The sequence below is a fragment of the Streptomyces sp. NPDC004539 genome, from assembly GCF_040610055.1.
GTDB lineage: Bacteria > Actinomycetota > Actinomycetes > Streptomycetales > Streptomycetaceae > Streptomyces.
Genome location: NZ_JBEXLS010000002.1, coordinates 1 through 26,949 on the forward strand (window position 1 = coordinate 1; position 26,949 = coordinate 26,949).

Genomic DNA, 26,949 nt, shown 5'->3' on the forward strand with positions numbered 1-26,949 from the left:
GTTGATAGGCCAGATCTGGAAGCCCTGTAAGGGGTGGAGGTGACTGGTACTAATAGGCCGAGGGCTTGTCCTCAGTTGCTCGCGTCCACTGTGTTGGTTCTGAAACCACGAACAACCCCGCGTTTGTCACAGAGCGTGGTGCGGTTGATTGTTTCATAGTGTTTCGGTGGTTATAGCGTGAGGGAAACGCCCGGTTACATTCCGAACCCGGAAGCTAAGCCTCACAGCGCCGATGGTACTGCAGGGGGGACCCTGTGGGAGAGTAGGACGCCGCCGAACAATTATTAGAGGTAGGCCCTGAACTTCGGTTCAGGGCCTACCTCTTTTTTGTTTGTCGTCACTTCGAGTTCACGTTCCACGCCGACCATCCCACCATGGGTACTGGAGCAATGCTCAGGGCTGCGGGTGTCGGACTCGGTGACGAGGTCGTGGTGCCGGCCTTCGGTAACACGGAGCTCGCCGAAGAGGTGGCCCGGGTCGGTGCGATGCCGGTGTTCGCGGATGTGGACCCGGTGAGTTACTGCCTCGACGCGCTGGCCGTCGAGTCGGTCGTCACTCCTCGGACGGCGGCCGTCGTCGTGGTGCACCGCTTCGGGCGGCCGGCGGATGTGGCGCGGTTGCGGGAAGTCGGGGCGCGGCGTGGGTTGTTGGTGCTGGAGGAGGGGGACGGGGAAGGGGCCGTCGACGAGGTCGCTCAGCGGCGGGAACGGGCGGCTTATCTGGACGCGCGGTTGCGTGGGGTGTGGACGCCGGACGGTGGTGACGGGCACACGTATCAGCAGTATGTGGTGAGGGTGCCCGGCAACGGCCGGCCGGACCGGGACGCTTTCGCTCGGGCCTTGCGCGGCAAGGGAGTTGCCTGCCGGGTGCCGGTGAAGACGCCTGTGCATCGGCTGCCGGAGTTCCGGCGGTGCGTGTCGTTGCCGGAGACCGAGCGGGCCGCCGACGAGACGCTGGCGCTGCCGGTCGACGCCGGGCTGACGAAGCGTGACATGCAGCGCATAGTGTCCGCCTGCAACGCGCTCGGCGGGCTGTTGCAGTCGGCCTACTGATCGGCCCGCTGAACGGGTTTGGGAATACACGCTCGTTCAGGGTACGATCTTCTTGTTGCCGAGAGGGAAATCGCCCAAAAGGTAACAAGGCCCCTATAGCTCAGTCGGTAGAGCGTCTCCATGGTAAGGAGAAGGTCAACGGTTCGATTCCGTTTGGGGGCTCAGAAATAAACCCCCTGCCTTGAATGGCAGGGGGTTTTCTCATGGCCTCTTCCTCCCCGTTCTCACGCCACCCGCATCGCCAGAATGGCCATGTCGTCCGACGGCGCGTCAGAGGCGAACCGCTCCACCGCGCGCATGATGCGGGCGGCGACCGCACCCGCCGTGAGACCCGTACACGTGGTGAGGACGTCGGCGAGGCCGTCGTCGCCCAGCATGCGGCTGCCCTCGCGGCGTTCCGTGACGCCGTCGGTGACGCAGAGGAGGACGTCACCGGGGTCGAGGGTGACCGTCTGCTCGTACAGCTCCAGGTCCTCGATCACGCCCAGGAGCGGCTGGGGTTCCGCGGCGGGCTCGACCGTGCCGTCCTGGCGCAGGCGCAGCGGGAGGGGGTGGCCGGCGCAGACGACCTTCAGCTCGGCGCTGCCGTCCTCCTGGGGCCGCAGCTCGCCGTAGAGGAGCGTCAGGAAGCGGCTGCGGGCGCCCTCGTCGAGGATCGCGGAGTTGAGGCGCTCCAGGACCGCCGGACCGCTCAGGCCCTCCCTGGCGAGCAGGCGCAGGGCGTGGCGGGCGAGGCCGGTGACGGCGGCGGCGTTGGGGCCGGTGCCGCAGACGTCGCCGATGGCGAAGCCGTACGCGCCGTCGCTGATCGGGAAGACGTCGTAGAAGTCGCCGCCGACCTCGTTGCCCTCGCCGGCCGCGCGGTAGATGACGTCGACCTCGACGCCGTCGATCTCGGGCAGGCCCGGGGGCAGGAGGCTGCGCTGGAGGGCCTGGCTGATGGCCGTGCGCTCCGAGTAGAGGCGGGCGTTGTCCAGGGCCAGGGCGGCTCGGCGGGAGAGGTCCTCGGCGAGTTCCAGGATCTCCTGGCGGAAGTGTTCGTCGGTCGGTTTGCCGAGGGTCAGCATGCCGATGACGCGGTTGCGGGCGACCAGGGGCAGGACGACCGTCTCGCCGCCGACCGCGGAGGCCGTGGCGAGGGTGGGGCCGATGCCCGAGGAGACCGGGTGCGCCGGGCCGCCGGCCAGGCCCAGGCTCCGCATCGAGCTGCGCAGCGCCGCCTCGTGGGCCGCCTGGCCGGGGGCGGTCCAGACGCGGGCGCCCGGGGTGGGGACCGGGTCCGGCGGGGCCGTCTTCGACAGCAGCGACTTGATGCCGTCGATGAGTTCCTCGTCCTCGTGCAGGACGTACGACAGGTAGGGGTCCGACGCCTGGTCGGCGATCGTGTACACGGCACACCAGGTCGCCAGCGTCGGCACCGTCATCTGTGCCATCAGGGCGAGCGTCTGGTCCCGGTCCAGGGTGCCGGCGAGGAGGTCGGACGCCTCGACGAGGAAGCTGAGCGAGCCTCTGCGCAGCCGCTCCAGCTCGCCCAGGCGCGCGGACTCGACGGCGAGGGCGATTCGGTCCGCGGCGAACTGGAGGCGCAGCGCCTCCTCGTTGGAGTAGCGGCCCGGCGACTCGGAGGCGACCCCCAGCGAACCCGTCAGCCGTCCCTCGACCTTCAGCGGGACGGTGACGACGGCCCGCATGCCGGTGCCGTTCAGCAGCGGTACGGCGCCGGGGACGGCCGTCAGGTCCTCGTGGACGGCGGGCATGCGGGCGGAGCCGTAGCGGCCGGGGCCCGCCTCGACGGGGACGCGGGCGAATCGCTGGCGGGTGGAGGGGAGGCCGGTCGAGGCGCGGACCTCCAGTTCCGTCTCGTCGTCCGTCGCGAGGAGCAGGAACGCGGCGTCCGCGTCGAGCATGTCGCGGGCGCGCTCCACCGTGCGCTGGAGGAGGCCGTCGAGGTCGTCCGGTGCGGGGGAGCCGATGAACACCTCGAACGGGTCGGTGTTCGGGGAGTCGGAGGAGGTGGCGGCGTCGCCGGCCGGGACGCGGGCCGGGGTCTGGAGGACCGCGCGCTCGTGGTCGCGGACCAGCAGGCAGACGGTGGAGGGCTCGCCGCCGGTGTCCCGGACGCGCAGGTGGGAGGCGTAGACGGGGGTGACCCGGCCGTCGGCGCCGCGGATGCCGTAACTGCCCTCCCAGCGGGAGAGTTGCAGGGCCTCGGCGATGCCGGTGGCCGTGCCCGGGGTGTGCGGCCAGGCGGCGAGGTCGGTGAGGGGCTTGCCGATGACCTGGTCGGCGGGGTAGCCGAAGATGTCCTCGGCGTCCTCGTTCCAGGCGGAGATCGAGCCCGTACGGTCGATCTGTACGACGGCGACCCGCACCCGGCTGTCGGCGAGCGGCAGGAGGCCGACCGGGAGGGCCGGGCCGGCCGCGCGGGTGCCCACCGCGCGTTCGGGCAGGGCGATCTGGAACCACACGTTCTTGTGGGTGGGCGTGTACTCGACGCCCCAGCGGCCCGCGATGGCCGCGCACAGTTGGAGTCCGCGCCCGCCCTCGCGGTCGGGGTTGCTCATGGCGGGCAGCGCGCCCTGGAGGGGGATCTCGCGCTCCGGATAGCGGTCGGCGACCTCGACGCGTACGCCGTCGTCGCTGCGCAGGCACAGGACGTCGGCGTGGGTGCCCGCGTGGATGACGGCGTTGGTGACGAGTTCGCTGGTGAGGACGACGGCGTCGTCCACGATGTCGGCGAAGCCCCATCCCTGGAGGGTGTCGCGGACGAACGCGCGGGCGGTCGCGACCGATCGTCCCGCAGGCTCGAAACTGGCAGCCGCGCGCGCGGTGATCACAGAACTCCTCGGCCGGTCGTCGGCGGACAGTGCTTCCCGGTCGTCCGGGTGGCGTGGCTGGGGCGGGCGCGTGCCGGCCGGCCGGGGGTCCGGGGGCTGTCCCCCGGGAATCAGTCCGGTGGTCATTACGTCGGCCGCCCCTCCGCTGCCCGCTCGTGCTGGTGCCACCGCCCAGGCCGGGTCGGGCCGGCGCGGCTGGACAGCCTATGCAAGGTTACTGACCTTCCGGGGTCCCGCGGATGCCGGTCGCCCGTGTTCACCGTTCCCGGAATGTGCGGACGATGTGCGCAGCCGCCGAAGTGTTATGGCCGTGTTCGTCGAGGGTGAAACACTGGGCAAGCTTCTTGTGAAGGTCCGGGCAGACTGGGTGTCTTCCGTGTACGTCGGGCAGCAGCCTTCACTGTGGCCTGATTACATCGGGCTTCGATACGCGGTACTGGTAGGGGTCGACCCGTGCGGGAGGGACAAGTGGAGTCTGGCGCAGCGGCGCGGGGCACGAAGGCGCGCGCGAAAGGCGGGACGTCCCTGAACAGGACGCGTGCCGCCCGTGCGGGGGAGACGACCGTGGTGGACACGGCCGCTCTGAACCGTCTTCTGGCCGCCCTGGTGTCCATGCGGGACGGCAACTTCCGCAAGCGGCTCACGGTGTCCGGCGACGGCGTGATGTCCGAGATCGCGGCCGTCTACAACGAGGTGGCGGACCGGAACCTGCATCTGACGGGTGAACTGGCGCGGGTACGGCGGATGGTGGGCCGTGAGGGCAAGCTCACCGAGCGGCTGGAGACCGGTGTCTGCGAGGGGTCGTGGGCCGCGGCCATCGACGCCTCGAACTCGCTGGTCGACGATCTGGCGCGGCCCGTCTCCGAGGTCAGCCGGGTGCTGTCGGCGGTCGCGGAGGGCGATCTGTCGCCGCGTATGGAGCTGCGGGCGCACACCCCGGAGGGGGCCGGGCATCCGCTGCGGGGCGAGTTCCTGAAGGTCGGGCGGGTCGTCAACAACCTGGTCGACCAGCTGTCGACGTTCACCGACGAGGTCACGCGCGTGGCCAGCGAGGTGGGTACCGAGGGCAAGCTCGGCGGTCAGGCGCAGGTTCGTGGAATGTCCGGTTCGTGGAAGGACTTGACCGAATCGGTCAACACGATGGCGGATCGTTTGACCGCACAGGTGCGCGATATCGCGCTCGTGACGACAGCCGTGGCCAACGGTGATCTGTCGCGGAAGGTCACCGTCCATGTCGCCGGCGAGATGCTGGAGCTGAAGGAGACCGTCAACGCGATGGTCGACCGGCTCTCCGCGTTCTCCTCCGAGGTGACCCGTGTCGCCCGTGAGGTGGGCACCGAGGGCATCCTCGGCGGCCAGGCGCAGGTGCGCGGTGTGGACGGGGTGTGGAAGGAGCTCACCGACTCCGTGAACACCATGGCCGGGAACCTGACGGCCCAGGTGCGCGGGATCTCCGAGGTGACGACGGCCGTCGCCAACGGCGACCTGTCCCGCAAGGTGACCGTCCCCGCGCGCGGGGAGGTCGCGCAGCTCGCGGACACGATCAACCAGATGACGGAGACCCTGCGGATCTTCGCGGACGAAGTGACGCGGGTCGCCAACGAGACCGGTTCCGAGGGACGCCTCGGCGGGCAGGCGAACGTACCCGGTGTGTCGGGGACCTGGAAGGACCTGACGGACTCGGTCAACACGGTGTTCCGCAACCTCACCACGCAGGTGCGGGACATCGCCTATGTGACGACGGCCGTGGCGAACGGCGATCTGTCGCAGAAGGTGACCGTCGACGTGGCCGGCGAGATGCTGGAGCTGAAGAACACCGTCAACGGGATGGTGGACCAGCTCTCGGCGTTCGGGGCCGAGGTGACCCGGGTTGCGCGGGAGATCGGCGTCGAGGGTGAACTGGGCGGGCAGGCGCAGGTGCTGGGCGCGGCCGGGACCTGGAAGGACCTGACGGACTCCGTCAACACGGCGTTCCGCAACCTCACCGGACAGGTCCGCAACATCGCGCAGGTGACGACGGCCGTGGCGAACGGCGATCTGTCGCAGAAGGTGACCGTCGACGTCTCCGGCGAGATGCTCCAGCTGAAGAACACCGTGAACCGGATGGTCGACCAGCTGTCGCTCTTCGCCGACCAGGTCACGAAGGTGGCCCGGGACGTGGGTACGGAAGGGCGGCTCGGCGGTCAGGCGCGGGTGGACGGGGTGTCCGGGACGTGGAAGGAACTGACCGATTCCGTCAACTTCATGGCCGGAAACCTGACCTCCCAGGTGCGTCAGATCGCTCAGGTGACGACAGCTGTGGCGCGCGGTGACCTCTCGCAGAAGATCGACGTGGACGCGCGCGGGGAGATCCTGGAGCTGAAGAACACCATCAACACGATGGTCGACCAGTTGTCCTCGTTCGCCGAGCAGGTGACCCGGGTGGCCCGCGAGGTGGGCACCGACGGGCGGCTCGGCGGGCAGGCGCAGGTGCCCGGGGTGGCCGGGGTGTGGCGGGACCTCACGGACTCCGTGAACGGCATGGCGTCCAACCTGACCGGTCAGGTCCGCAACATCGCGCAGGTCGCCACGGCGGTCGCGCGCGGTGACCTCTCGCAGAAGATCACCGTGGACGCGCGCGGGGAGATCCTGGAGCTCAAGAACACGCTGAACACGATGGTGGACCAGCTGTCGTCGTTCGCGGAGCAGGTCACCCGGGTCGCGCGCGAGGTGGGCACCGAGGGCATCCTCGGCGGCCAGGCGGAGGTGCAGGGCGTCTCCGGTACCTGGAAGGACCTCACGCAGTCCGTCAACTTCATGGCGAACAACTTGACCACCCAGCTCCGCAACATCGCCGAGGTCACCACCGCCGTCGCCAAGGGCGACCTGTCGAAGAAGATCACCGTCGACGCCAAGGGCGAGATCCTGGAGCTGGTGACGACCGTCAACACGATGGTCGACCAGCTCTCCAGCTTCGCCGAGCAGGTGACCCGCGTGGCCCGCGAGGTGGGTACCGAGGGCATCCTGGGCGGGCAGGCGCACGTACCCGGGGTCACGGGCATCTGGAAGGACCTCAGCGGCAACGTCAACCTGATGGCCAAGAACCTGACCATGCAGGTGCGCAACATCTCCCAGGTCGCGGCGGCCGTCGCCAACGGCGACCTGACCCGGCAGGTGACGATCGAGGCGCGGGGCGAGGTCCAGCAGCTCGCCGACACCTTCAACACCATGGTGAAGACGCTCAGTTCGTTCGCCGACCAGGTCACCAAGGTGGCCCGCGAGGTGGGTACGGACGGCATCCTGGGCGGCCAGGCGCACGTGCCCGGGGTGTCGGGCACCTGGAAGGACCTCACCGAGTCGGTGAACCAGATGGCGTCCAACCTGACCGGACAGGTCCGCAACATCGCGATGGTCACGACGGCCATCGCCAAGGGCGACCTGACCAAGAAGATCGACATCGACGCGCGCGGCGAGATCCTCGAACTGAAGACGACCATCAACACGATGGTCGACCAGCTCTCCTCGTTCGCCGAGGAGGTCACCCGGGTGGCCCGCGAGGTGGGCACCGAGGGGGCGCTCGGCGGACAGGCGCGCGTGCGCGACGTCGACGGCACGTGGCGCGACCTCACCGAGTCCGTCAACGAGATGGCCGGGAACCTCACCCGGCAGGTGCGCGCGATGTCCCGGGTGGCGACCGCGGTGACCAGGGGCGACCTCAGCCTGAAGATCGACGTGGACGCCTCCGGGGAGATCCAGGAGCTCCAGGACTACATCAACAAGATGATCGCCAACCTGCGCGACACCACGATCGCCAACAAGGAGCAGGACTGGCTCAAGGGCAACCTCGCGCGCGTGTCGGCCCTGTTGCAGGGCCGGCGCGACCAGGTCGACGTCGCCTCGCTGATCATGAGCGAGCTGCCGCCGCTGGTCGCCGCGCAGCACGGCGCGTTCTTCCTGAGCATGGCGACCTCCGACGCCGGCCCCGACCAGTACGAGCTGCGGATGCTCGGCTCGTACGGCTACTCGATGGGGTCGATGCCGACGTCGTTCAAGCCCGGTGAGGGGCTCGTCGGGACGGCCGCGCTGGAGAAGCGCACGATCCTCGTCTCCAACGCGCCCAGCGGCTACCTGAAGATCTCCTCGGGGCTCGGGGAGGCGCCGCCCGCGCAGGTGGTCGTCCTCCCGGTGCTGTTCGAGGGGAAGGTGCTCGGGGTGATCGAGCTGGCGTCCTTCGGGGAGTTCACGCAGATCCAGAAGGACTTCCTCAACCAGATCGCCGAGATGATCGCGACGAGCGTCAACACGATCTCCGTCAACACCAAGACGGAGCGGCTGCTGAAGCAGTCGCAGGAGCTGGCCGAGCAGCTCCAGGAGCGTTCGGGGGAGCTGGAGCAGCGGCAGAAGGCGCTCCAGGCGTCCAACGCGGAGCTGGGGGAGAAGGCCGAGCTGCTGGCGCGGCAGAACCGGGACATCGAGGTGAAGAACACCGAGATCGAGGAGGCCCGGCAGGTCCTGGAGGAGCGCGCCGAGCAACTCGCCGTGTCCATGCGGTACAAGAGCGAGTTCCTCGCGAACATGTCGCACGAGCTGCGCACCCCGCTCAACTCGCTGCTCATCCTCGCCAAGCTCCTCGCCGACAACGCGGAGGGCAACCTCTCCCCGAAGCAGGTCGAGTTCGCCGAGACGATCCACGGCGCCGGCTCCGACCTGCTCCAGCTGATCAACGACATCCTCGACCTGTCGAAGGTCGAGGCGGGCAAGATGGACGTCTCCCCGACCCGGATCGCCCTCGTGCAGCTCGTGGACTACGTGGAGGCCACCTTCCGGCCGCTGACCGCGGAGAAGGGCCTCGACCTGTCCGTCCGGGTCTCCCCGGAGCTGCCCGCCACGCTCCACACCGACGAGCAGCGCCTCCTCCAGGTGCTGCGCAACCTGCTGTCCAACGCGGTCAAGTTCACCGACTCCGGCTCCGTCGAGCTGGTGATCCGGCCCGCCGGGACGGACGTCCCGGTGGTGATCCGGGAGCAGTTGCTGGAGGCCGGTTCGCTGACCGACGCGGACGCCCCGCTGATCGCCTTCTCCGTGACCGACACGGGCATCGGGATCGCGGCCAGCAAGATGCGGGTGATCTTCGAGGCGTTCAAGCAGGCCGACGGGACGACCAGCCGTAAGTACGGCGGTACGGGGCTCGGGCTGTCCATCTCGCGGGAGATCGCGCAGTTGCTCGGCGGGGAGATCCACGCCCAGAGCGAGCCGGGGCGCGGCTCCACGTTCACGCTGTACCTGCCGCTGCGGCCCAGCGAACTGCCTCCGCAGGGCTACCAGCAGGTCGTGCCGGCGCTGGAGGCGGGCGATCTGGTGGCCTCCGAGAACGGGCTCGTGGCGCTCGTCGAGCTGACCGGGCCGGTGCCGTCGGAGATCGAGACGCCGGCCGAGGTGAAGTCGTACCACGAGACGCAGAACGGTGCCGCGGCGCTCTTCCGGCGCCGACGGCGGTCCGCGTCCGGCGAGGAGAACGGGGAGCACACGGCGCACGCGCGCGTGAACATCCGGTTCGGCGGCGACAAGGTGCTCATCGTCGACGACGACATCCGCAACGTGTTCGCGCTCACCAGTGTCCTGGAGCAGCACGGCCTGTCGGTGCTGTACGCCGAGAACGGCCGGGAGGGCATCGAGGTCCTGGAGCAGCACGACGACGTCGCGGTCGTCCTGATGGACATCATGATGCCGGAGATGGACGGGTACGCGACGACCTCGGCGATCCGCAGGATGCCTCAGTTCTCCGGGCTGCCGATCATCGCGCTCACCGCGAAGGCGATGAAGGGCGACCGGGAGAAGGCCATCGAGTCCGGTGCGTCCGACTATGTGACCAAGCCGGTGGACCCGGACCATCTGCTGTCCGTGATGGAGCAGTGGATGCGGGAAGGGTGAGGGGAAGTGTGTGGAGGTGCCGTGACGCGCTGACTCAGGGTGGTCGGCTCTGGGCAGCGGGACGGTGTTCGGGGAACCTTCTGGTCTCTCGCTGCGTTCCTGCTACGTGCACTGTGACATCGCGGTGACAGGGTGTGGCGACGGTCGGGGTGCGGCTACCATGACCGGCACAAGGAAGGGCGGCGCAAAGGATGTCGTCCCCAGGGGCGGCGCCCGGTGCACTGCCGGGGCGAGGAGGGCGGGCCATGGTGCAGAAGGCCAAGATCCTCCTGGTCGATGACCGGCCGGAGAATCTGCTGGCGCTGGAGGCGATCCTCTCGGCGCTGGATCAGACACTGGTGCGGGCATCGTCCGGGGAAGAGGCGCTCAAAGCACTGCTGACGGACGACTTCGCGGTCATTCTGCTGGACGTCCAGATGCCGGGAATGGATGGATTCGAGACGGCCGCGCACATCAAGCGTCGGGAGCGGACCAGGGACATCCCGATCATCTTCCTCACCGCGATCAACCACGGGCCGCATCACACGTTCCGGGGGTACGCGGCGGGGGCGGTGGACTACATCTCCAAGCCGTTCGACCCGTGGGTGCTGCGGGCGAAGGTCTCGGTCTTCGTCGAGCTGTACATGAAGAACTGTCAGCTCCGGGAGCAGGCGGCGTTGCTGCGGCTCCAGTTGGACGGGAGCGGGCGGCCGGGGGTCGACGGGGGCAAGGAGGCGCCCGGGCTGCTCGCGGAGCTGTCCGCGCGGCTCGCGGCGGTCGAGGAGCAGGCTGAGGCGTTGTCCAAGCAGTTGGACGACGATTCGGCGGATGCGGCGGCGGTGGCCACCGCAGCGCATCTGGAGCGGAAGCTGACGGGGTTGCGGCGGGCGCTGGACGCGTTGGAGCCGGGGGCCGGGGGTGGGGCGCCTACCGTGCCTTCGCAGGGCTGAGGGCGGGGTTCGGGGCGCGTGCGGGTACGTCGTGGCGGGGGTGGGCGGGGTTTCGCCCGCCCGTGCCGGCGGGGTGCCGCTGCGCCCACCCGTCTAACTTCCTTGCAGGAAGCGCCTTCAGGCTCGGCGTCAGTTTCGGGCCTCTGGGGAGGCGACACGGACGGGTGAAGCTGTAGGCACACGTGTCCTGTGTTGTTTCCGCCGGTACTCTCACACCCATGGCCTCACGTCCCTCCGCAGCCAAGAAGCAGCCCGCCAAGAAGGCTGCTGCTCCGGCGAAGGCTCCGGCGAAGAAGGCCGTAGCGAAGAAGGCGCCGGCGAAGAAGGCGCCCGCCAGGAAGGTCGCGGCGAAGAAGCCCGCGCCCAAGCCGGCGCCGAGTCCGACAGGCGGCGTCTACCGCCTCGTACGCGCCGTGTGGCTGGGCCTCGCGCATGCCGTGGGGGCCGTGTTCCGCGGGATAGGGAACGGGGCGAAGAACCTGGACCCGGCGCACCGCAAGGACGGCGTCGCGCTGCTGCTGTTCGGGCTCGCGCTGATCGTCGCCGCCGGCACCTGGGCCGACCTCAGGGGCCCCGTCGGCGACCTCGTCGAGATCCTGGTGACCGGTGCCTTCGGGCGGCTCGACCTCCTCGTACCGATCCTGCTCGCGGTGATCGCCGTACGGTTCGTGCGGCATCCGGAGAAACCCGAGGCCAACGGCCGTATCGTCATCGGGCTCTCCGCGCTGCTGATCGGGGTTCTCGGGCAGGTCCACATCGCGTGCGGATCGCCCGCGCGCAGCGACGGGATGCAGGCCATAAGGGACGCCGGCGGGCTCGTCGGATGGGCGGCGGCGACTCCCCTGACGTTCGCGATGACCGAGGTCCTCGCCGTACCCCTCCTCGTGCTGCTAACGGTCTTCGGGCTGCTCGTCGTCACCGCCACCCCCGTCAACGCGATCCCGCAGCGGCTGCGGCTGCTGGGCGTCAAACTGGGCATCCTGCACGACCGGGACGAGGCGTACGACGAGTACGAGGAGTTCGGTGACGACGACGCGCGCTACGACGAGCAGTGGCGTGAGGCGCTCCCCGGGCGAGCGCGCCGCCGGGCGGCCGGGGGAGAGCCGTACGGCCCCGAGGACGCCGAGGAAGCGGCCCTCTCGCGGCGTCGCGGACGGCCGAGGCGCCCCGGGGTGCCCCAGCCCGCCGCGGACCGTCAGCCGGACGCCGTGGACATCGCGGCGGCAGCCGCCGCGGACCTCGACGGCGCCGTCCTGCACGGCATGCCGCCCTCCCCGCTCGTCGCCGACCTCACCCAGGGCGTCAGCGTCGGCGACCGCCAGCCGACGCGGCCGACGCCCGTCCCGGCGGCCCGGCCGCCGAAGCAGGAGAAGCTCAAGCCGGGGATAGTGCCGGACCTGACCAAGGCCCCGCCGGAGGAGATGCGCGACCTGCCCCCGCGCGCGGAGCAGCTCCAGCTCTCCGGGGACATCACCTACTCGCTGCCCTCCCTGGACCTCCTGGAGCGCGGCGGCCCCGGCAAAGCGCGCAGCGAGGCCAACGACGCCGTCGTCGCGTCCCTGACGAACGTCTTCACCGAGTTCAAGGTCGACGCCGCCGTCACCGGCTTCACCCGCGGGCCGACGGTCACGCGCTACGAGGTGGAACTGGGCCCGGCCGTCAAGGTCGAGCGGATCACCGCGCTGACCAAGAACATCGCGTACGCCGTCGCCAGTCCCGACGTACGGATCATCAGCCCGATCCCCGGGAAGTCGGCCGTCGGGATCGAGATCCCCAACACCGACCGGGAGATGGTCAACGTCGGGGACGTGCTGCGGCTCGCGGACGCGGCCGAGGACGACCATCCGATGCTGGTGGCGCTCGGCAAGGACGTCGAGGGCGGGTACGTCATGGCGAACATGGCGAAGATGCCGCACATCCTCGTCGCCGGGGCCACCGGGTCCGGCAAGTCGTCCTGCATCAACTGTCTGATCACCTCGATCATGTGCCGGGCGACCCCCGAGGACGTCCGGATGGTCCTCGTCGACCCCAAGCGGGTCGAGCTGACCGCGTACGAGGGCATTCCGCACCTGATCACGCCGATCATCACCAACCCCAAGCGCGCGGCCGAGGCGCTCCAGTGGGTCGTCCGGGAGATGGACCTGCGCTACGACGACCTCGCGGCGTTCGGGTACCGGCACATCGACGACTTCAACCAGGCCATCCGCGAGGGCAAGCTGAAGACGCCCGAGGGCAGTGAGCGGGAGCTGAAGCCGTACCCGTACCTACTGGTGATCGTCGACGAGCTGGCCGACCTGATGATGGTCGCGCCCCGGGACGTCGAGGACTCGATCGTCCGCATCACGCAGCTCGCGCGCGCGGCCGGTATCCACCTGGTGCTCGCCACGCAGCGGCCGTCCGTCGACGTCGTCACCGGTCTGATCAAAGCCAATGTGCCCTCCCGGCTCGCGTTCGCCACCTCCTCGCTCGCGGACTCCCGGGTCATCCTCGACCAGCCCGGCGCGGAGAAGCTGATCGGCAAGGGGGACGGGCTGTTCCTGCCGATGGGGGCGAACAAGCCGGTCCGGATGCAGGGGGCGTTCGTCACCGAGGCCGAGGTCGCGGCCGTCGTCCAGCACTGCAAGGACCAGATGGCGCCGGTCTTCCGGGACGACGTCACGGTGGGGTCGAAGCAGAAGAAGGAGATCGACGAGGAGATCGGGGACGATCTGGATCTGCTGTGCCAGGCGGCCGAGCTGGTGGTGTCCACGCAGTTCGGGTCGACCTCGATGCTTCAGCGGAAGCTGAGGGTGGGGTTCGCGAAGGCCGGGCGGCTGATGGATCTCATGGAGTCTCGGGGGGTTGTGGGGCCGAGTGAGGGGTCGAAGGCTCGGGATGTGTTGGTGAAGCCGGAGGAGCTGGATGGGGTGCTGGATGTGATCAGGGGGGGTGGGTGAGGGCGGGGGTGGGGGTGGGGTGAGGTGGGGGTGTCTGGGGGGAGGGGGCCTGCTGGGAGGGGGTGGGGCGGGGCCTGGAGGGGGTGGGGGGCAGAGGGAGGGGGAGGGGTAAGGGGGGTAGAGGGGTGCGTGGTGGCTGGGTGAGTGAGTGGGTTCAGGTCGGTTCGGTTCGGTTCGGAGAGTGGGCGGCGGGGGTCTGTGCCGGGTGGGCGGGGGCTTGTGGGGCGGTCGGCGGGGGCTCGTACGGGTGGCCGGTGGGGTGGCCGGGGGAGCGGGGGGCTTCGTGACTCACCCGTTAGAGATCGTCGGGCAACCGTTTCCCTTTGTCGCACGTCCAGTTGAGCGAAGGACAGGTAAGGGCCTCACCCTGGCCCGGTCCGTCCCGCTGTCGGCTTGTCCGGCCATACCGATGGCGTACAAAGTCCGACCGCCCGGTTGCCCCACCCTTTTGTACCCCCCCTAAACTGTATTTCCAGCACAGGCGGCTACACGCTCGAAAGGCGCCCCCGTGTCCATCGGCAACTCCCCTGAAGACGAGCGTCCCTTCGCAGACGTTTCCTCCGAGGAAGCCCCCTCCATCGGCCATGTGCTCCGGCAGGCGCGTATCGCTGCCGGTATGACCGTCGACGACGTCAGTACCGCCACCCGCATCCGCATCGCCATCGTCCACGCGATCGAGGCCGACGACTTCACGCCCTGCGGCGGTGACGTCTACGCGCGCGGGCACCTCCGTACGCTGGCGCGCGCCGTCCACACCGATCCGGCGCCGCTGATCGCCCGGTTCGACGCGGCGCACGGCGGGCGTCCCGCGCCGACGCCGGCCGCGCCGCTCTTCGAGGCGGAACGTATCCGCCCGGAGCGGCGGGGGCCGAACTGGACGGCCGCGATGGTCGCCGCGATCGTCGCGGTGATCGGTTTTGTCGGATTCACCGCCTTCAAGGGTGACGACGCCGACAAGACCGATCAGATCGCCGGCGGTGCGACGCCCACGCCGTCCGCGTCCACCACCGCGCCCACCCCGAAGAGCGAGAAGCTCGCCACCGACCTCCAGCCGACCCCGTCCGACGACGCCATCGCCGCCGCCCCCCTGGACAAGGTCACCGTCCGCGTCAGCGCCACCCACGGGCGCAGCTGGATCTCCGCCAAGGACCACAACGGCCGCCTCCTCTTCGACGACCTCCTCAAGCAGGGGCAGTCCAAGACCTTCCAGGACAACAGCAAGATCAACCTCGTCCTCGGGGACGCGGGGGCCATCGAGCTGTGGGTCAACGGCAAGAAGCTCGACAACGAGTTCAAGGCGGGGGCTGTGGAGAGGCTTACTTATACGAAGGGTGATCCGCAGGCGGGGTGAGGGGGTGGGGCGGGGGATCTTGTCGAACCCCGTCGGCGTTTGTTGTCGGTGGGGCAAAGGAGCGCGGCGGTGGGTCTTGCCGCTTTGAGTGCTGGATAGCAGGTCAGAGGGCCCTTACCTGGGTTGGTAAGGGCCCTCTGGTGTTGCTGCGTGACTATGTGCGTGACTAGCGCTTAGGGGTTGGGGCTCCGAAGATCTCGTCCATGGCGGTGGCGCCGGTTTGGATCACTGGGCGGATCTGTTTGCGGTACACCGTTTCCGTTACGGCTGTGCTGGAGTGGCCTACCAGGCGGGAGATCTCTTCGAGGGGGATGCCTCTGTCGGAGAGGATCGAGACGAAGGATGTGCGGGTCTCCCGGGTCGTCCAGTCCTCAGGCACGAGCGCGTGTGAGCTGTTCTCGGGCAGCAGCTCCGCCGCGTGGGCGATGACCTTGCGGAGCGCCCGGCGGACGTTGATCGCGTACAGCTCCGTGCCGACAGCGGATGTGAAGACCAGGCCCGATTCCTTCCACCTGTCACCGGCCTTGATCCGTTGTTGCTTCTGCCGCTCGCGCTGCACCTTGAGGGCGTCTACGGCTCGTCCGGGGAGGGCCAGGGTGCGGCGGGACTTCTTGGTCTTGGTGTCGCCGGAGCGGCGGACCGAGCGCCACACGGCGATGTAGGGCGGGATCGGGGGGTCCGCGTTCGGATCGCCTTCCAGGTCGACGTGGTCCCAGCGGAGCGGGCGCATTTCTTCCGTGCGACCGCCGGTCAGGAGCGAGACGACGAAGTAGGCGTGGTGCGGGGAGTCCTCCGCCGCCTTCAGTACTGCTTCTGCCTGAGTGAGGGTCAGGGACTTGGACGGTCTTCCGGGGCGGCCGGTGGGGATCGAGCAGAGTTCTACGACGTTGCGCTTCACCTTGTCGCGGGCCATGGCACGTTTGACCGCGCGGTTCAGGCAGGAGTGGATCACTTCCAGGGAGCGGGTGCTCAGCACCTTGGACTTGGCCGCCAGCCACTTGTCCACGTCGTCGGCGCTGAGGTCCCGGAGCTTGCGGGCGCCGAGGTCCGGGACGATGTGGTTCTTGCACATGCTCTTGTCCATCCTGACCGTTCCGGCGTCCAGGCCGTTGCGGCCGTACGTGAGCCAGTCCGTCACGGCGTCCTTGACGGTGTAGCCGGTCGGCGCGATCGCGAGGCCGTCTTCGTAGTCCCGCAGTACCTCTTTCAACTTGTTCTTGGCTTCGGTCTTGGTCTTGCCGCTGGCCCGCTTCACGTTCCGCTTGCCGTTCGGGAGGAAGCCCAGGCTGGCGGTGGCGATCCAGCGTTGGCGCTTGTCGTCCCAGTGGAGGCCGCCGTCGCCCCGGCTTCGACGTGCCGCCATCAGGCCGCGTCCTCAAGGCGTGTGCGGATGTAGTCCTGTACGGCGGTCTCGGGGATGCGGCGGGTGCGGCCCTCCGTGAAGGAGGCGAGGCGCTTGGTGCGGATCAGGTCGTAGACCTTGGACTTGCCGAGCTGGAGCCTCACCATGACGTCAGGGACGGTCAGCAGGGCAGGGGGCGGGGTGGTCATGCGGCGACTCCGTCCAGGTCGGGGTGGGTGTGCCGTTCCTCGCGGGCGGTTTCGCGGTTGAGCTGGATGTCCCGGTGGATGGTGGCGGCGAGCCAGGATTCGCCGGGGGCGTGGCCGTGGCCGGCGTAGGTCCAGTGGGCGAGGGTCAGGGTGGTTGTCTCCTGGGTGTCGGGGAGGCCGAGGGCTTCGCGTTGTTGGGCGGCGCGGTAGTCGGCTCGGGTCTGGCGGAGGGCGCCGAGGGTGGTGGAGTAGCGGCGGGACTTGGTGGAGAAGTGGCCGCGGAAGCCGAGCATGTGGGCCCAGTCGCGGAGTTTGCGGCCGGGGTAGAGGGGGTGGAGGTCGAGGCAGGCCGCGATCAGGCGGGCGGGGTGGTCGGGGACGTTGAGCAGGACGAGGGCTTCCTTGTTGCCGATCCGGCGGTCAACCGTGCCTGTCGTTTCGGCCGCCTTGGTGGCGTACTTGGCGACGTAAGAGGCCACGGCTTGCTCGGTGATCTCCTCACCGTTGCCGAAGGCGCCGATCGGCTGTACGTCGAGCTGGGTGCCCCAGCGCAGGGTGCGGGCGGGTTGGTCACCGGCCGGGGGGACGTCGACCGCGACGCGGGCAGCGGCAGCCCCGATGGCGTCGGTCAGTAGCGCGAGGGTGGCCCAGCGCGGGGGAGCGGCGTGAGGCCCGTCGGGGCCGTCGAAGCGGATCACAGCGTGGAAGTGGACGGCCCCGCGTTTCTGGTACTCGGCGACCTTGCCGAAGGCCACGCGGGATTGTGCGTGGGCGTCCTTCTGCGTGAGGCCCGCACGCTTGGCGATCTCGCGGCGGAGGTAGATCGTGAAGTACCGCCACAGGTCGGAGGCGTAGTTGTTCCACAGGACCGCGCCCGCGTAGTCGTAGGTGTCGGGGTCGAGGGGAGTGCCGAGTTCGGGGGCGTCCTCGGGGTGGTGGTGGCCGCAGCGGCAGGGCCTGTTGCCGGGCCGGTTGTGGACCGGGCCGAATGACGGGGCGGTCAGGGTGGCGAAGACGCGAGGGTGGTCGCGGATGGTGTCCGGGGTGCCCTTGGCGGGGTCTCCGACCAGGCCCGCGCGGATCAGGTGGTACGTGTCGCCCGCGTACGTCCAGGCGCAGGAGGGGCAGCGGGAGGCGCGGCGGTTGCCACAGGCGATGCGGAGCCGTCCGCCGGGCTCGGTGTCGGTCGAGTAGTGGTGCAGCACTCGGCCGGTGGTCTTGTCGCGGGTGACGGTGGCGCCTTGCAGGTGGATCGGGTCGGAGCAGCCGCCTGTGCGGCGGATCTGGTCTTTGACACGGTCGAAGCCGGGGGAACCGGCCAGCCTCAGCACGTCGGCGAGGACGGCCGGTTCCAGGGCCGCCGGGGTGGCGGAGGGGGTCACGCCTTGTGCTCCTTGAGGATCGAGCGGACGACGACCGCACAGACGGCGACGGACGCGGCGGTGATCGCGACGGCGAGGAGCATGGAGACCAGGACCGCGCCGACGACCAGGACCAGGGCGCCGCCGCCCGCGACGAGGGTGAGCGTGCTGCCGGGGGTGAGCTGGAGCGCCGGGCGGTTGGAGACCGGGGCGGACGGGGCCGGGATCGGGACGGCCGGGGTCGTGGTGGTGATGGCCGGGGCGGTGTCGGGCTTCGGGTACTTCGGGGTGAACACGAGGGCGGTCCCTTCTTCAGTCGAGGAGCGTGGCGACGGCGGGGGCGAGGACGCTGTGGGCGATGAGGTAGCCGCCCAGGAGGAGTAGGGCGACGAGCCACCACGGCGGGCGGGCGAGCTGGACGCCGAGCACCGTGACGGCGAGGACGGCGAACCAGAGGGGGACGTTCACGGTGGTGTTCTCCTGTCAGGGCTGGCAGCGGTGGGTGCGGGCGGCGAGTTCGGCGGCGGCGCGGCTGTCGTACTCGGCGGAGAAGTCGCAACGCGGGGCGGTGCAGGCGGCGAGGTGGCGGTTGCGGCCACGGGCGAGGTACGAGGCGACCTGTACGGGGCCGATGCGGCGGACGTCGCGGAAGCGGCGGTTGGGGGTCACCGGTCCTCCCGCAGGGTGGGGGCGGGGAACTCGGCGAGGACGCGGGCCGCCTCGGTGTGGTCCGGGATGAGTTCGGCGGCGGCTTCGGCCAGGAGGCGGGCGAGGGTGGGGCGGTTGCTGTCGGCCATCTCGCGGGCCGCGTTCAGGTAGTCGGCGGGGGTGTTGAAGTTGAGGAACGTCACTGGTCAGGCTCCGGTCGGGGTGAGGTGGGCGGCGACGGCGGGGGTCATGGAGGGCGGGAGGCCGAGGCGGGCGCGGACTGTGTCGGGGTCGGCGGGGTGGCCGGTGGCGGTGCGGAGTTCTTCGGCCAGGGCGCGGACGCGGTCGACGAGGGCGGGCGGCAGGGAGATGACGGGCGTCGCGGTGATGGGAGGCGCCGGAAGTTCGTCGAGGCGGGGCGCGTCGATCTCGGCCGGGGCAGCGGGCTCCTCGTCGAGGTCCGGCGTGGTCGAGGCGGAGGCCGGCGGAGCGTCCTGCCCATGAGGTGTGTGCGCCAGCAGCGTCCCGCCGAAGAAGGCGACGGCAGGCCATCCCGCTACGACGATCCGGAGCGAGGCGGGGACGTCGTCCAGGTCGAGGAGTCCGGCGGTGGCGACGTTGGCGCCGAGGGACGCGCCCAGGGCGACCAGGAACCACAACCGGGCGCCCCCGGAGGGGAGTTGGGCGCGCTGCTGATCACGCATCCGGCGCCAGGCGGCGACCAGGAGCAGGTCTACAGAGACCGGGTAGGCCCACGCCTTCCAGCCGGTCTGTCCGGCGGCTTCGGCGAGGTCGTGCAGGTGGGCGAAGGAGAGCGCACCGGCGATGACGGCTTGGACGAGGACGGCGTCGAGGCGGATCGAGCGGGACACGGTCCTCACTCGTCCTCGTCGTCGGCGACGTCGTACCAGGGGCAGTCGCGTTCGTCGTGGTCCACGCCGGTCTCGGCGCCGTCGGTGTCGCCGCAGTGCTCGCAGAACACGGGGTTCTCCTGGGGGTTTTGGGCATGGCGGGGGTAGGGACTTGGCGCGAGAAGGTCACGCCGACCAGGGGAAAGGGGAGTTGGCTACTCGGTCACCGGGCGGGCGGCGACGGGAGCGACCGGCCCGGCGGCTTCGACGCCGACGGCGACAGCCGGTCGGAAGGCGTCGAGGCGGGGCAGCTCCGGCACGAGGGCCGTAGTCGCGCGGCAGACGGCCGCGACGTCTTCGAGCGTGAGGTGGGGCGAGCGAGCGCGGGACCAGCCGCCGGAGGAGTCTCCGACGATGGCGACGCCGGGCCGTTCGGCGGGGATCGAGGTGGCGGCGAGGGCCGCTTCCGGGGAGATGTCGGCCAGCGCCATGTTTGCGGACGACTCGTCGTTGACCCGGTGGCAGACGCGGCCGGTGAGCTGGGCCCGGAGCATCGTGGCGCCCTTGCCGAGTTCGGAGCCGAAGCGCTGGCCGCAGACTTCGAGGTAGATCCCGGCTGCACGGCCGAGCTGGGCGATACGAATGATCTTTGTGACCATCGCGTCGCGCCGCTTCTCGTCGTCTCGGTTCGCGGCGAGGAAGAGTTCCGCCACCTCGTCGACGACGACCACGACCGGCACCGGCCGTACCTTCTCCGGGAGCCCCCAGACGTCGGAGGTGAGCGGGACACCGTCCGCCCCCGACTTGACGCCGATCAGGCGGAACCGTGCCTCCATCTCCTCCAGCAGCACGTCAAGCAGGTCGTTCGCCCGCTCAGGAGTGTCAGCGAGGGCCGACAGCCGAGGCGAGAACGGCGCCAGTTCCACACCCCACTTGCAGTCGATCCCGACGAGCACGACCGGCCGTCGGGCGAGGCCGTACAGCAGGTTGCGCAGGTAGACCGACTTGCCGGACTGCGTGGCACCGAGGATCAGTTCGTGCGGTACGGCGCGGAAGTCGCGGACGTGCCAGCGGCCGTCGTCGCGGAGTGCCATCGGCAAGGAGAGCGGCCCGCCCCGCTGCTGTCGACGGGGACGCCGTACGTCGGCGAGTACATCCCAGCCGATGAGCCGGAGTTCGATCCACCCCGGCTTGACCGGGCGGATGTGGACGGCGTGAGCGGCCCAGGCGTGCCGCAACCGGTCGGCCGAGGCGATGAAGTCCTCGGGTGCCTGCCCGGTCGCGATGCGCAGCCGCATCACCAGGCCGAACCCGGTCGGCAGCGGGAACGTACGACGAGGCGGGACCGGGGCCGCTTCCTTCCCGACCAGTCGAGCCGTGGCCCGGCGTACGGCCGAGGCGGGGACCGTCAGGCCGCACGCGTCCATCGTGGCCCGGTAGGTGGCGAGCACCCGCAGCGCGACCAGCGGGTACCCGACGAGCCACCAGAAGGCGACCGGGAAGCGGCGGTGCAGCACCAGCGTTGCGGCGAGCGCCAGCAGGCACAGGATCAGCGTCCAGGCGGAGTTGGTCATGGCGATCAACCCTTCGCCGGAGCCGGAAGGTTGACCATGACCGCGTCGGCCCGGTACGCGATGCCGTGACGCATCCGTCCGGCGAACTCGCTCTCCCACGGGCGGGCGATGAGGCCGGACAGGGCGACCGGGGCGCCCATCACCAGACCCTCACCGATACCCGGCTCCGGAACGGTGACCTTGATCATGTCCGAACCGCCCGCCGCGATGAACACCAGCTCCAGCGTCATGAGGCGGTGGTTGGTGACCGGGTCCACGGCGACCTCACCGGTCTGGCGGTCCCGGACCTTCACCTCCGGCAGCTTGGTGACCAGCATCGTCGCGGCGGAGACGTCTACGGGGATGACACGCATTGTGTGAACCTCACTGTGATCGGTGCCGGTTGGTCGGCGCCCTTTTGGTCTGTCCACCCCCCTAGACAGCGTGGGAGGTGAACCCCCTCAACTGTCTAGGGGGCTTGACGCCTACCGTAAACCGACGACCCGGCAACTGTCTAGGGGGGTAAACGGCGAGGGGTGGATTCCTAGGCCAGGACCCAGTGGATGGCGGTTGCGTCGTCCTGGGCTTTGCCCCGTGGCCAGCGTCGACCGTGCGGGTCGGTGGCCTCTGCGGACCGTACGCGGCGGATCAGCTCATCGGGCCCGGAGGAGTCAAGGACGGCCAACGTGTCGTGCCAGGTGGCCAGTTGGAAGCGGTCGGCGAGGCGGGAAGCGCCGTCGCTCAGCAGCGAGACGGATGCCAGCGACTCCAGCGGTACGACCCCGGTGAGCGCGTGTTCCGCCGCTTGCGGGTCGGCTCCGGCGATCCAGAAGCCGTCGGGTCGGTTGCGGAACTTCGTCAGGGCGTCGCGGTACTCGGCGAGGGCGGCGGCGTGTTCGGGCGATCCGGTGGGCAACGCGTCGACCGGTCCGCGCAGGCGCTTGTCGACGTCGTCCAGGCGGCGGTCCGTGATGACCGTCGTGCGGCCCTGGGGATCGGCGAGCAGCAGGGACGAGTCACCGAGGACGAGGTGTTCCAGAGCTCCCGCACGGGCCCGGACGGCGACGACCGTACTGGTCGGACTCGCACGGTGGGTCAGGTCGCAGCCGTCCCCGTGCAGCGACCGGACCACGCGGATCGAGTCGGCGAGACACGCGGCCAACGGCTCATCGGGGCGAGCGGTGATGGAGCCCAGGAGCACCCCGCCCAGCGTCGCGGAGAACCAGGCGACGCCATGCATGCACCCGGTTTCCGCCCCGGCCACGCCGGCGCCGTCGAGGAGAACGGCGGCTTCGGGGGCGACGGCCGCAAAGTCCTCGTTCTCCCGACCCGGTTCGGCAGGCACTGAGGCGAGGCCGACGCTCACGCAGCCGTTTCCTCGTCGTGCTGGTAGAGGGGGGTGAGGAGTTCGGCGGACTGCGGTTCGCTGGTCTCAGGGTCGTACTCGACGCCCACGAGCGTGGAGAAGCGCTGTTCGCCGACTTGCCCCCACAGGGCGTTGAGGTCGGAGCTGAGCAGGTGGACGACGCCGAGGGACCCTTGCGTGTGGATACCGGCGATGGCCAGCACCGAGCCCTTGCCGTCGGGGCGGGGGAGCCTGCCGAGGTATCCGACGTCGTACGGACGGGCGGGATCACTGTCCTGTCCGGACCGGTACACGGTGCCAGTGCGGTGGTCCACGACCGTCCAGGGGCCGTCTTTCGCCTTCTCCCAGCGCAGCACGGGATCTTTGGCGTACATGTCCCACATCTCCTCGGACATGCGCGGACCGCAGACGACGACCAGGCCGTCACGGTTGAGATCGATGTGCCCGCTCACCGGCACGTGCTCGGAGGTGACACCGAGGTCGTACGACCGTGCCAGGTCTTCCAGGCTCTTGCCCGAACTGACGTCGTCCACGGCGACGACCGTGCGCCCGCGTTCGTCGTCTCGCCGCAGAGGGGTCGCAACCGTGACCGTGCCCCGTCCGAGGAACGCGCCCTCCGGTGCCGGGCCGGTGTGGCGGATCTGATGGATACGGCCACGGCTCAGACCGGCTTCCACCGCGATCTGCGCGTACGACATGCCTTGCGCGTGGAGGTCTTGGACCACGCGTCGGCGGAGGCGAGCGAGTTCGGTCACCTCTTGCTGCGCTTCAGACAGACGGACCGTGACTTCCCGCAGAAGCCGGTAGGGGTCGTCAATGGCCATGATGCGTTGCAATTCGTCCGGCACGGCTTCACCTCCTAGCAGTAACCAGGAGTCTAGGGCCCTAGACGGAATGGGCGGGAGCCGCCGCCCCGAATGAACGCCGACCACGTAGAACTTGGACAGCCGTCGAGGTACACCCCGAGGGCTCACCCACCTCTCCCCGGGCGACGAGTGGGGAGCACGGCGACGCGGCGAGCCATCACGTGCCGTTCCGGGGCAGCTCAGCCCAGATGCGGCGCCCGTTGGACCCGCCCTTGACGCCCCAGTCCTTGGCGCAGGCGGCGACCATCAGCAGCCCACGGCCGGTTTCCTCCGCCGGGCCGGTGACCTTGCGCTGGAGCGGTTCCTCGTCGCCGCCCTGGTCAACCACCTCGATGCGGATCAGGTCGTCGGCGAAGTGGACGATCACGATGAACCAGCCTCGGTACCAGCCGCTCCGGGTGTGGCGCACGGCGTTCGCCGCCAGTTCGCCGACGACGATCACGGCGTCGTTGACCAGAGCTTCGTTCTCGTCTCCGAGCAGGGCGCCGACGAAGTGGCGGGCCTCCGCCACCTGCCAGGCCAGGCCGGGGAAGGCCCGGTGCCACATTTTGGGCATGGGAACACTCCTTCGTGTCTAGGGGGCTAGACGTCGCGAGGAGCAGAGTATTCCCGTGCGCGGTCAAGATGCCAGGCATCCTGAGGAATTATTCCTCTAACGAGTGGTGTGGGACTCCAGTTCCCGGAACTCCGCCATGATGCGGATCAGCAGCTCGCGCGCCTCGATGCCGAAGACGGCGGCTTCCTCGAAGCGGGTGAAGGTTTCCTCGTACGTGGTGACCTCGGCGGGGTCGTCGAGGAGCTGTTCGCCTCGGAAGGTTTCGACGACCACGGCCTTTTGGTCGCACAGGGTGAAGCCGTGGCGCGGCATCACCGGTACCGCCCGGCGCCACGGGATGACGCCGATCCGTGCGGTGCTCAGGCTGTCGACGGTCAGGAGGCGGTCGAACTGGGCGAGCATCAGCGAGGGGTCCCCGGGCCAGGTGCGCAGGACGGCTTCCGTCAGCACGAAGACGGATTCGCGGCCCGGTTCGTACAGGAGACTTTGCCGTTCCGCGCGGTCGGCGACTGCGCGGCCGACGGCTTCGGGGGTGGTGTTCGGAGCGCTCTCGAAGACGTGGCGGGAGTAGCCGGCGCTTTGGAGGAGAGCGGGGAGGACGAGGCACTGGAACGAGCGGACCAGGCGGGCGGACCGTACGGCGTCGTCGAGGACCGTCCCGGCAAGAGCCTCTGCGGCGGGTACGTCGGCGATGTCCGACGCGGCTTCCACGGCGGCCAGGAGGTCACGCACTTCGTGGGTGGTCGACTCGTTGAGGTCGAGGGCTAGGGACAGGCGGCCCAGAACGCCGAGGCTGGGAACCATCCGGCCGGTCTCGACCTTGGACACGGTCGGCTGACCTACCCCGGCCCGTTGCGCCAGTACGGCACCTGTCAGACCAGCCTCCATGCGAAGGCCCCGGAGGCGTGCCCCGAGTTCCTTCATCCGTTGTTGCCGCTCACTGCCCATACCCAGGGTTCTACACCACGGGTCTGCCGAAGCAGGGGCCGATCGCCAACGACGACCAACCACCCCAGACACCCCCAGAAGATCACCTGTTACAGGTTTCTCTACCTCATCAAGGCGGCTCGCTCCGCTCCCCGCGCGCGGCCCAGCCCCCGGCCGGGCCTGCGCTCCTGTCTCCGCCCCGCTCCAGCCCGGCCGACGCCCGTGCCGCGCTCACCGCACCGGCCGAATCCCAAAGGGCAGCGGGAGCCCCGGGTTCCACTGGACAAGCGCGACGTTCAAACAGAGCCCACTAAACCCGCACCTGGCTAAGATGTGACCCGCAGCGTGCCAATGAAATCATGTACGACTTGCCTCTAAAGGTGATACGCGCGCGCTTCAGGTCCCTTATCTGCAACGTGGTTAAGCTTGCATGCACCAGAACGGGAACGAAAGTCACTGGGATGCTTTCCATGACTTTATGAATCAAATCCGCTCCCTTCTGTAACTGCTCCACCACCTGTCCCGGCTTAGCCCCACCCCCTTTGAGCTCAATTGCATACGCTCGCACCTCATCCCCCTTGCTCATCACCCAAAAGAAAGCCAGGTCGCTGAGCTTCCCTTCACGTTGATGGTTCTCTTGGTATTTTGTCCCCGACAGGCAAACCCACTTTTCCGATTTTTCCGGGAATATTAGTGAGCACTTTCCTTCCCGGTAGGAACTCGTTATGCCGCAGCAAGTCTTATGTCTCTCCGGGCCGGCAAGTGGATTGCTGGTCTTATTTGTCTTCTTCAAGGCGCCTACTTAGCACAACGGATTCGCCATAGAGCTTTTCTTCGACCTCGGAAAAGCTATTCTGAGAGATGCCGGCATCAGGGCTTACTTCGAGGGCGTGCACCTCGGTACCATTCGCCGTAGGCTCGAATAGATAGGCGCCTACCTTGCTCGGCGGGAGTCGCATTCCAAGGTCAAAGCCCATTTCGTCGGCTTCTGGCTCTGGAATTGCGCTCGCAATAATTGCATTATTTAGCTGCTGTAGAAAGAACTCGCTGTGTGTAGTAAGGGAAACGCGAAGCCCCTTATTTACCAGGCGGCAAATGCAGCGAGCCAAAGCGGTTTGGCTGGCGGGATGTAGGTGCGCCTCGGGCTCTTCGATTACAAGATGATCATGGCGTGAGAGGATGTGACGGAGATATACGACGATTGGAGCGATTTCCGAAATCATCGAGGATGTGCGTGCAAGTGGGTAGTCGCCTTGGCCTTGCGTATAAATAATCTCGGGATAGCCGAAAGCGTCGTCCTCAAGACGCACTGTGCCGCTAAGGATATCCCGCTCCAATTGTGCAGCCTCATCTGTGAAGTTACTTGAATTCCTGGTCTCCAATTCCAGCAATTCGCCGAGAAAGTCAACGACCACGCCACTCATGGCCGGGATTTTCAACTCTTCCATTCCGGCCATGGATGCACGCCTGACCATGGAAGCGGCCAGTGTCTTATGGGACTGGAGGAGCCCTGAACGTGCAGCAGGGAGATACTTAGTGTGATAGGGGATCTTGTTAAAGCAATTGCGCGCGATCTCTGTGGCCATTTCTCGCAAAAGATAAGTTCGGGGGAGTCCTTGGACGTGATCTGTCCGCCGCTTGATTCTTTTCCATGAGTTTGTACCAGCCTTGGGCCAGACTTCGCTCAAGGGCGGTGGTGACACGTCGACCGTTACCCCGCGTGAAGAAATCTCAAATCCAATGGACCATGTTGGCCGCCAGCTTCGGACGCTAATGGTGCCTTTAGTGAGCCTCTTTTGCCTCCTGCGCAACTCCATTAGAGACATCCCAAAGATGCGCTCAAATTCAGTCACCATGCCGCGAGAATACAAGTGCATAATCTCGTGCAATAGTTCAGTGAAGATGTCCTTTATTACATCCGGAATCTCTTCGACTTGCGGAGTTCGGCCTTCTTCTAGCATCTCGAAGACGTATGCGCTCGCTTCGTAAGCCCTTTCGTCGGGGATCTTGGAAAAATGCTTTCCAAGCCTGACTCGCCGTACGGCATAATCAGCTGCTGCCCTGGACCATGCGGCGTACATTCCTGTAGCGAAGATTGACTTTCCGGAGTTATTTGGACCGATCAAGACGTTGAGCGGGTGAAGGTCTACCGTGGCCGTCCTGATAGGGCCGATGTTCCCCATGGTGAGCTGCATATCCGCGTTATGCCTCATAGTTACTTTGACGGGAAAATGAACTGGTCACTGTAATTCTCA

General features: G+C 68.5%; 22 protein-coding genes, 1 tRNA gene and 1 rRNA gene. 7 read left to right on the forward strand and 17 right to left on the reverse strand.

Annotation, left to right across the window (positions count from 1 at the left end):
• Window positions 1–162: 162 nt before the first annotated feature.
• The 3 genes from rrf (at window position 163) to ABZX85_RS03745 (ending at window position 1,214) form a co-directional block, all read left to right on the forward strand.
• Window positions 163–279 (forward strand): 5S ribosomal RNA (gene rrf / locus ABZX85_RS03735).
• 110 nt (window positions 280–389) lie between these two features.
• Window positions 390–1,052 carry a DegT/DnrJ/EryC1/StrS family aminotransferase gene (locus ABZX85_RS03740; RefSeq protein ID WP_355863074.1) on the forward strand — a complete coding sequence of 221 codons (663 nt, stop codon included), beginning with the start codon at window positions 390–392 and terminating at the stop codon, window positions 1,050–1,052.
• 89 nt (window positions 1,053–1,141) lie between these two features.
• A tRNA-Thr gene (locus ABZX85_RS03745) sits at window positions 1,142–1,214 on the forward strand.
• A gap of 62 nt (window positions 1,215–1,276) precedes the next feature.
• Here ABZX85_RS03745 and ABZX85_RS03750 read toward each other — a convergent pair.
• Window positions 1,277–4,015, reverse strand: a complete 2,739-nt coding sequence (locus ABZX85_RS03750) for a SpoIIE family protein phosphatase (RefSeq protein ID WP_355862339.1) — start codon at window positions 4,013–4,015, stop codon at window positions 1,277–1,279.
• Window positions 4,016–4,357: 342 nt separating this feature from the next.
• Between ABZX85_RS03750 and ABZX85_RS03755 the strand changes: the two genes are divergently transcribed.
• The 4 genes from ABZX85_RS03755 to ABZX85_RS03770 all read left to right on the forward strand — a co-directional run bounded on the left by ABZX85_RS03755 (window position 4,358) and on the right by ABZX85_RS03770 (window position 15,015).
• The gene (locus ABZX85_RS03755; protein ID WP_355862340.1) at window positions 4,358–9,799 is read left to right on the forward strand and encodes a HAMP domain-containing protein; all 5,442 of its coding nucleotides are present in this window, start codon (window positions 4,358–4,360) and stop codon (window positions 9,797–9,799) included.
• A 245-nt stretch (window positions 9,800–10,044) separates the two neighbouring features.
• Entirely contained in the window at window positions 10,045–10,728 is a 684-nt protein-coding gene (locus ABZX85_RS03760) for a response regulator (RefSeq protein WP_355862341.1), read from the forward strand.
• Between the two features lie 218 nt (window positions 10,729–10,946).
• Window positions 10,947–13,664, forward strand: coding sequence for a DNA translocase FtsK (locus ABZX85_RS03765; protein WP_355862342.1), 2,718 nt, complete (start codon window positions 10,947–10,949; stop codon window positions 13,662–13,664).
• Between the two features lie 508 nt (window positions 13,665–14,172).
• Window positions 14,173–15,015: a RodZ domain-containing protein gene (locus tag ABZX85_RS03770; protein ID WP_355862343.1), complete on the forward strand. Its 843-nt coding sequence runs from the start codon at window positions 14,173–14,175 to the stop codon at window positions 15,013–15,015.
• 166 nt (window positions 15,016–15,181) lie between these two features.
• Here the strand turns inward: ABZX85_RS03770 and ABZX85_RS03775 are convergent, their stop codons facing one another.
• The 16 genes from ABZX85_RS03775 to ABZX85_RS03850 form a co-directional block, all read right to left on the reverse strand.
• On the reverse strand, window positions 15,182–16,378 hold the full coding sequence (locus ABZX85_RS03775) for a tyrosine-type recombinase/integrase (RefSeq protein ID WP_355862344.1): 1,197 nt from the start codon (window positions 16,376–16,378) through the stop codon (window positions 15,182–15,184).
• Window positions 16,378–16,566 carry a helix-turn-helix domain-containing protein gene (locus ABZX85_RS03780; protein ID WP_355862345.1) on the reverse strand — a complete coding sequence of 63 codons (189 nt, stop codon included), beginning with the start codon at window positions 16,564–16,566 and terminating at the stop codon, window positions 16,378–16,380. Before ABZX85_RS03780 ends, ABZX85_RS03775 begins: the two co-directional genes overlap by 1 nt.
• On the reverse strand, window positions 16,563–17,948 hold the full coding sequence (repSA, locus tag ABZX85_RS03785; protein ID WP_355862346.1) for a replication initiator protein RepSA: 1,386 nt from the start codon (window positions 17,946–17,948) through the stop codon (window positions 16,563–16,565). The genes ABZX85_RS03780 and repSA overlap by 4 nt, the downstream gene beginning before the upstream one ends.
• Window positions 17,945–18,223, reverse strand: a complete 279-nt coding sequence (locus tag ABZX85_RS03790; protein WP_355862347.1) for a SpdD protein — start codon at window positions 18,221–18,223, stop codon at window positions 17,945–17,947. Before ABZX85_RS03790 ends, repSA begins: the two co-directional genes overlap by 4 nt.
• Window positions 18,224–18,239: 16 nt before the next feature.
• Window positions 18,240–18,395 carry a hypothetical protein gene (locus ABZX85_RS03795; RefSeq protein WP_355862348.1) on the reverse strand — a complete coding sequence of 52 codons (156 nt, stop codon included), beginning with the start codon at window positions 18,393–18,395 and terminating at the stop codon, window positions 18,240–18,242.
• A gap of 15 nt (window positions 18,396–18,410) precedes the next feature.
• Window positions 18,411–18,596 (reverse strand): mobile element transfer protein, encoded by a 186-nt coding sequence (locus ABZX85_RS03800; RefSeq protein ID WP_355862349.1) that lies wholly within the window; start codon window positions 18,594–18,596, stop codon window positions 18,411–18,413.
• The gene (locus ABZX85_RS03805) at window positions 18,593–18,778 is read right to left on the reverse strand and encodes a hypothetical protein (RefSeq protein WP_355863117.1); all 186 of its coding nucleotides are present in this window, start codon (window positions 18,776–18,778) and stop codon (window positions 18,593–18,595) included. The genes ABZX85_RS03800 and ABZX85_RS03805 overlap by 4 nt, the downstream gene beginning before the upstream one ends.
• A gap of 3 nt (window positions 18,779–18,781) precedes the next feature.
• The gene (locus tag ABZX85_RS03810) at window positions 18,782–19,447 is read right to left on the reverse strand and encodes a DUF2637 domain-containing protein (protein ID WP_355862350.1); all 666 of its coding nucleotides are present in this window, start codon (window positions 19,445–19,447) and stop codon (window positions 18,782–18,784) included.
• A 194-nt stretch (window positions 19,448–19,641) separates the two neighbouring features.
• Complete coding sequence (locus ABZX85_RS03815; protein WP_355862351.1) at window positions 19,642–21,000, reverse strand: FtsK/SpoIIIE domain-containing protein; 1,359 nt, start codon at window positions 20,998–21,000, stop codon at window positions 19,642–19,644.
• A gap of 5 nt (window positions 21,001–21,005) precedes the next feature.
• Entirely contained in the window at window positions 21,006–21,353 is a 348-nt protein-coding gene (locus tag ABZX85_RS03820; protein ID WP_355862352.1) for a hypothetical protein, read from the reverse strand.
• Between the two features lie 170 nt (window positions 21,354–21,523).
• A complete protein-coding gene (locus ABZX85_RS03825; protein ID WP_355862353.1) occupies window positions 21,524–22,345 on the reverse strand; it encodes an integrase in 822 nt (273 codons plus the stop codon).
• Window positions 22,342–23,193 carry a sigma-70 family RNA polymerase sigma factor gene (locus ABZX85_RS03830; protein ID WP_355862354.1) on the reverse strand — a complete coding sequence of 284 codons (852 nt, stop codon included), beginning with the start codon at window positions 23,191–23,193 and terminating at the stop codon, window positions 22,342–22,344. The genes ABZX85_RS03825 and ABZX85_RS03830 overlap by 4 nt, the downstream gene beginning before the upstream one ends.
• 175 nt (window positions 23,194–23,368) lie before the next feature.
• On the reverse strand, window positions 23,369–23,767 hold the full coding sequence (locus ABZX85_RS03835; protein WP_355862355.1) for an ATP-binding protein: 399 nt from the start codon (window positions 23,765–23,767) through the stop codon (window positions 23,369–23,371).
• 96 nt (window positions 23,768–23,863) lie between these two features.
• Window positions 23,864–24,715: a helix-turn-helix transcriptional regulator gene (locus ABZX85_RS03840; RefSeq protein ID WP_355862356.1), complete on the reverse strand. Its 852-nt coding sequence runs from the start codon at window positions 24,713–24,715 to the stop codon at window positions 23,864–23,866.
• A gap of 289 nt (window positions 24,716–25,004) precedes the next feature.
• Entirely contained in the window at window positions 25,005–25,487 is a 483-nt protein-coding gene (locus ABZX85_RS03845) for a hypothetical protein (protein ID WP_355862357.1), read from the reverse strand.
• Window positions 25,471–26,889 carry an AAA family ATPase gene (locus tag ABZX85_RS03850; RefSeq protein WP_355862358.1) on the reverse strand — a complete coding sequence of 473 codons (1,419 nt, stop codon included), beginning with the start codon at window positions 26,887–26,889 and terminating at the stop codon, window positions 25,471–25,473. Before ABZX85_RS03850 ends, ABZX85_RS03845 begins: the two co-directional genes overlap by 17 nt.
• Between the last annotated feature and the right edge of the window lie 60 nt (window positions 26,890–26,949).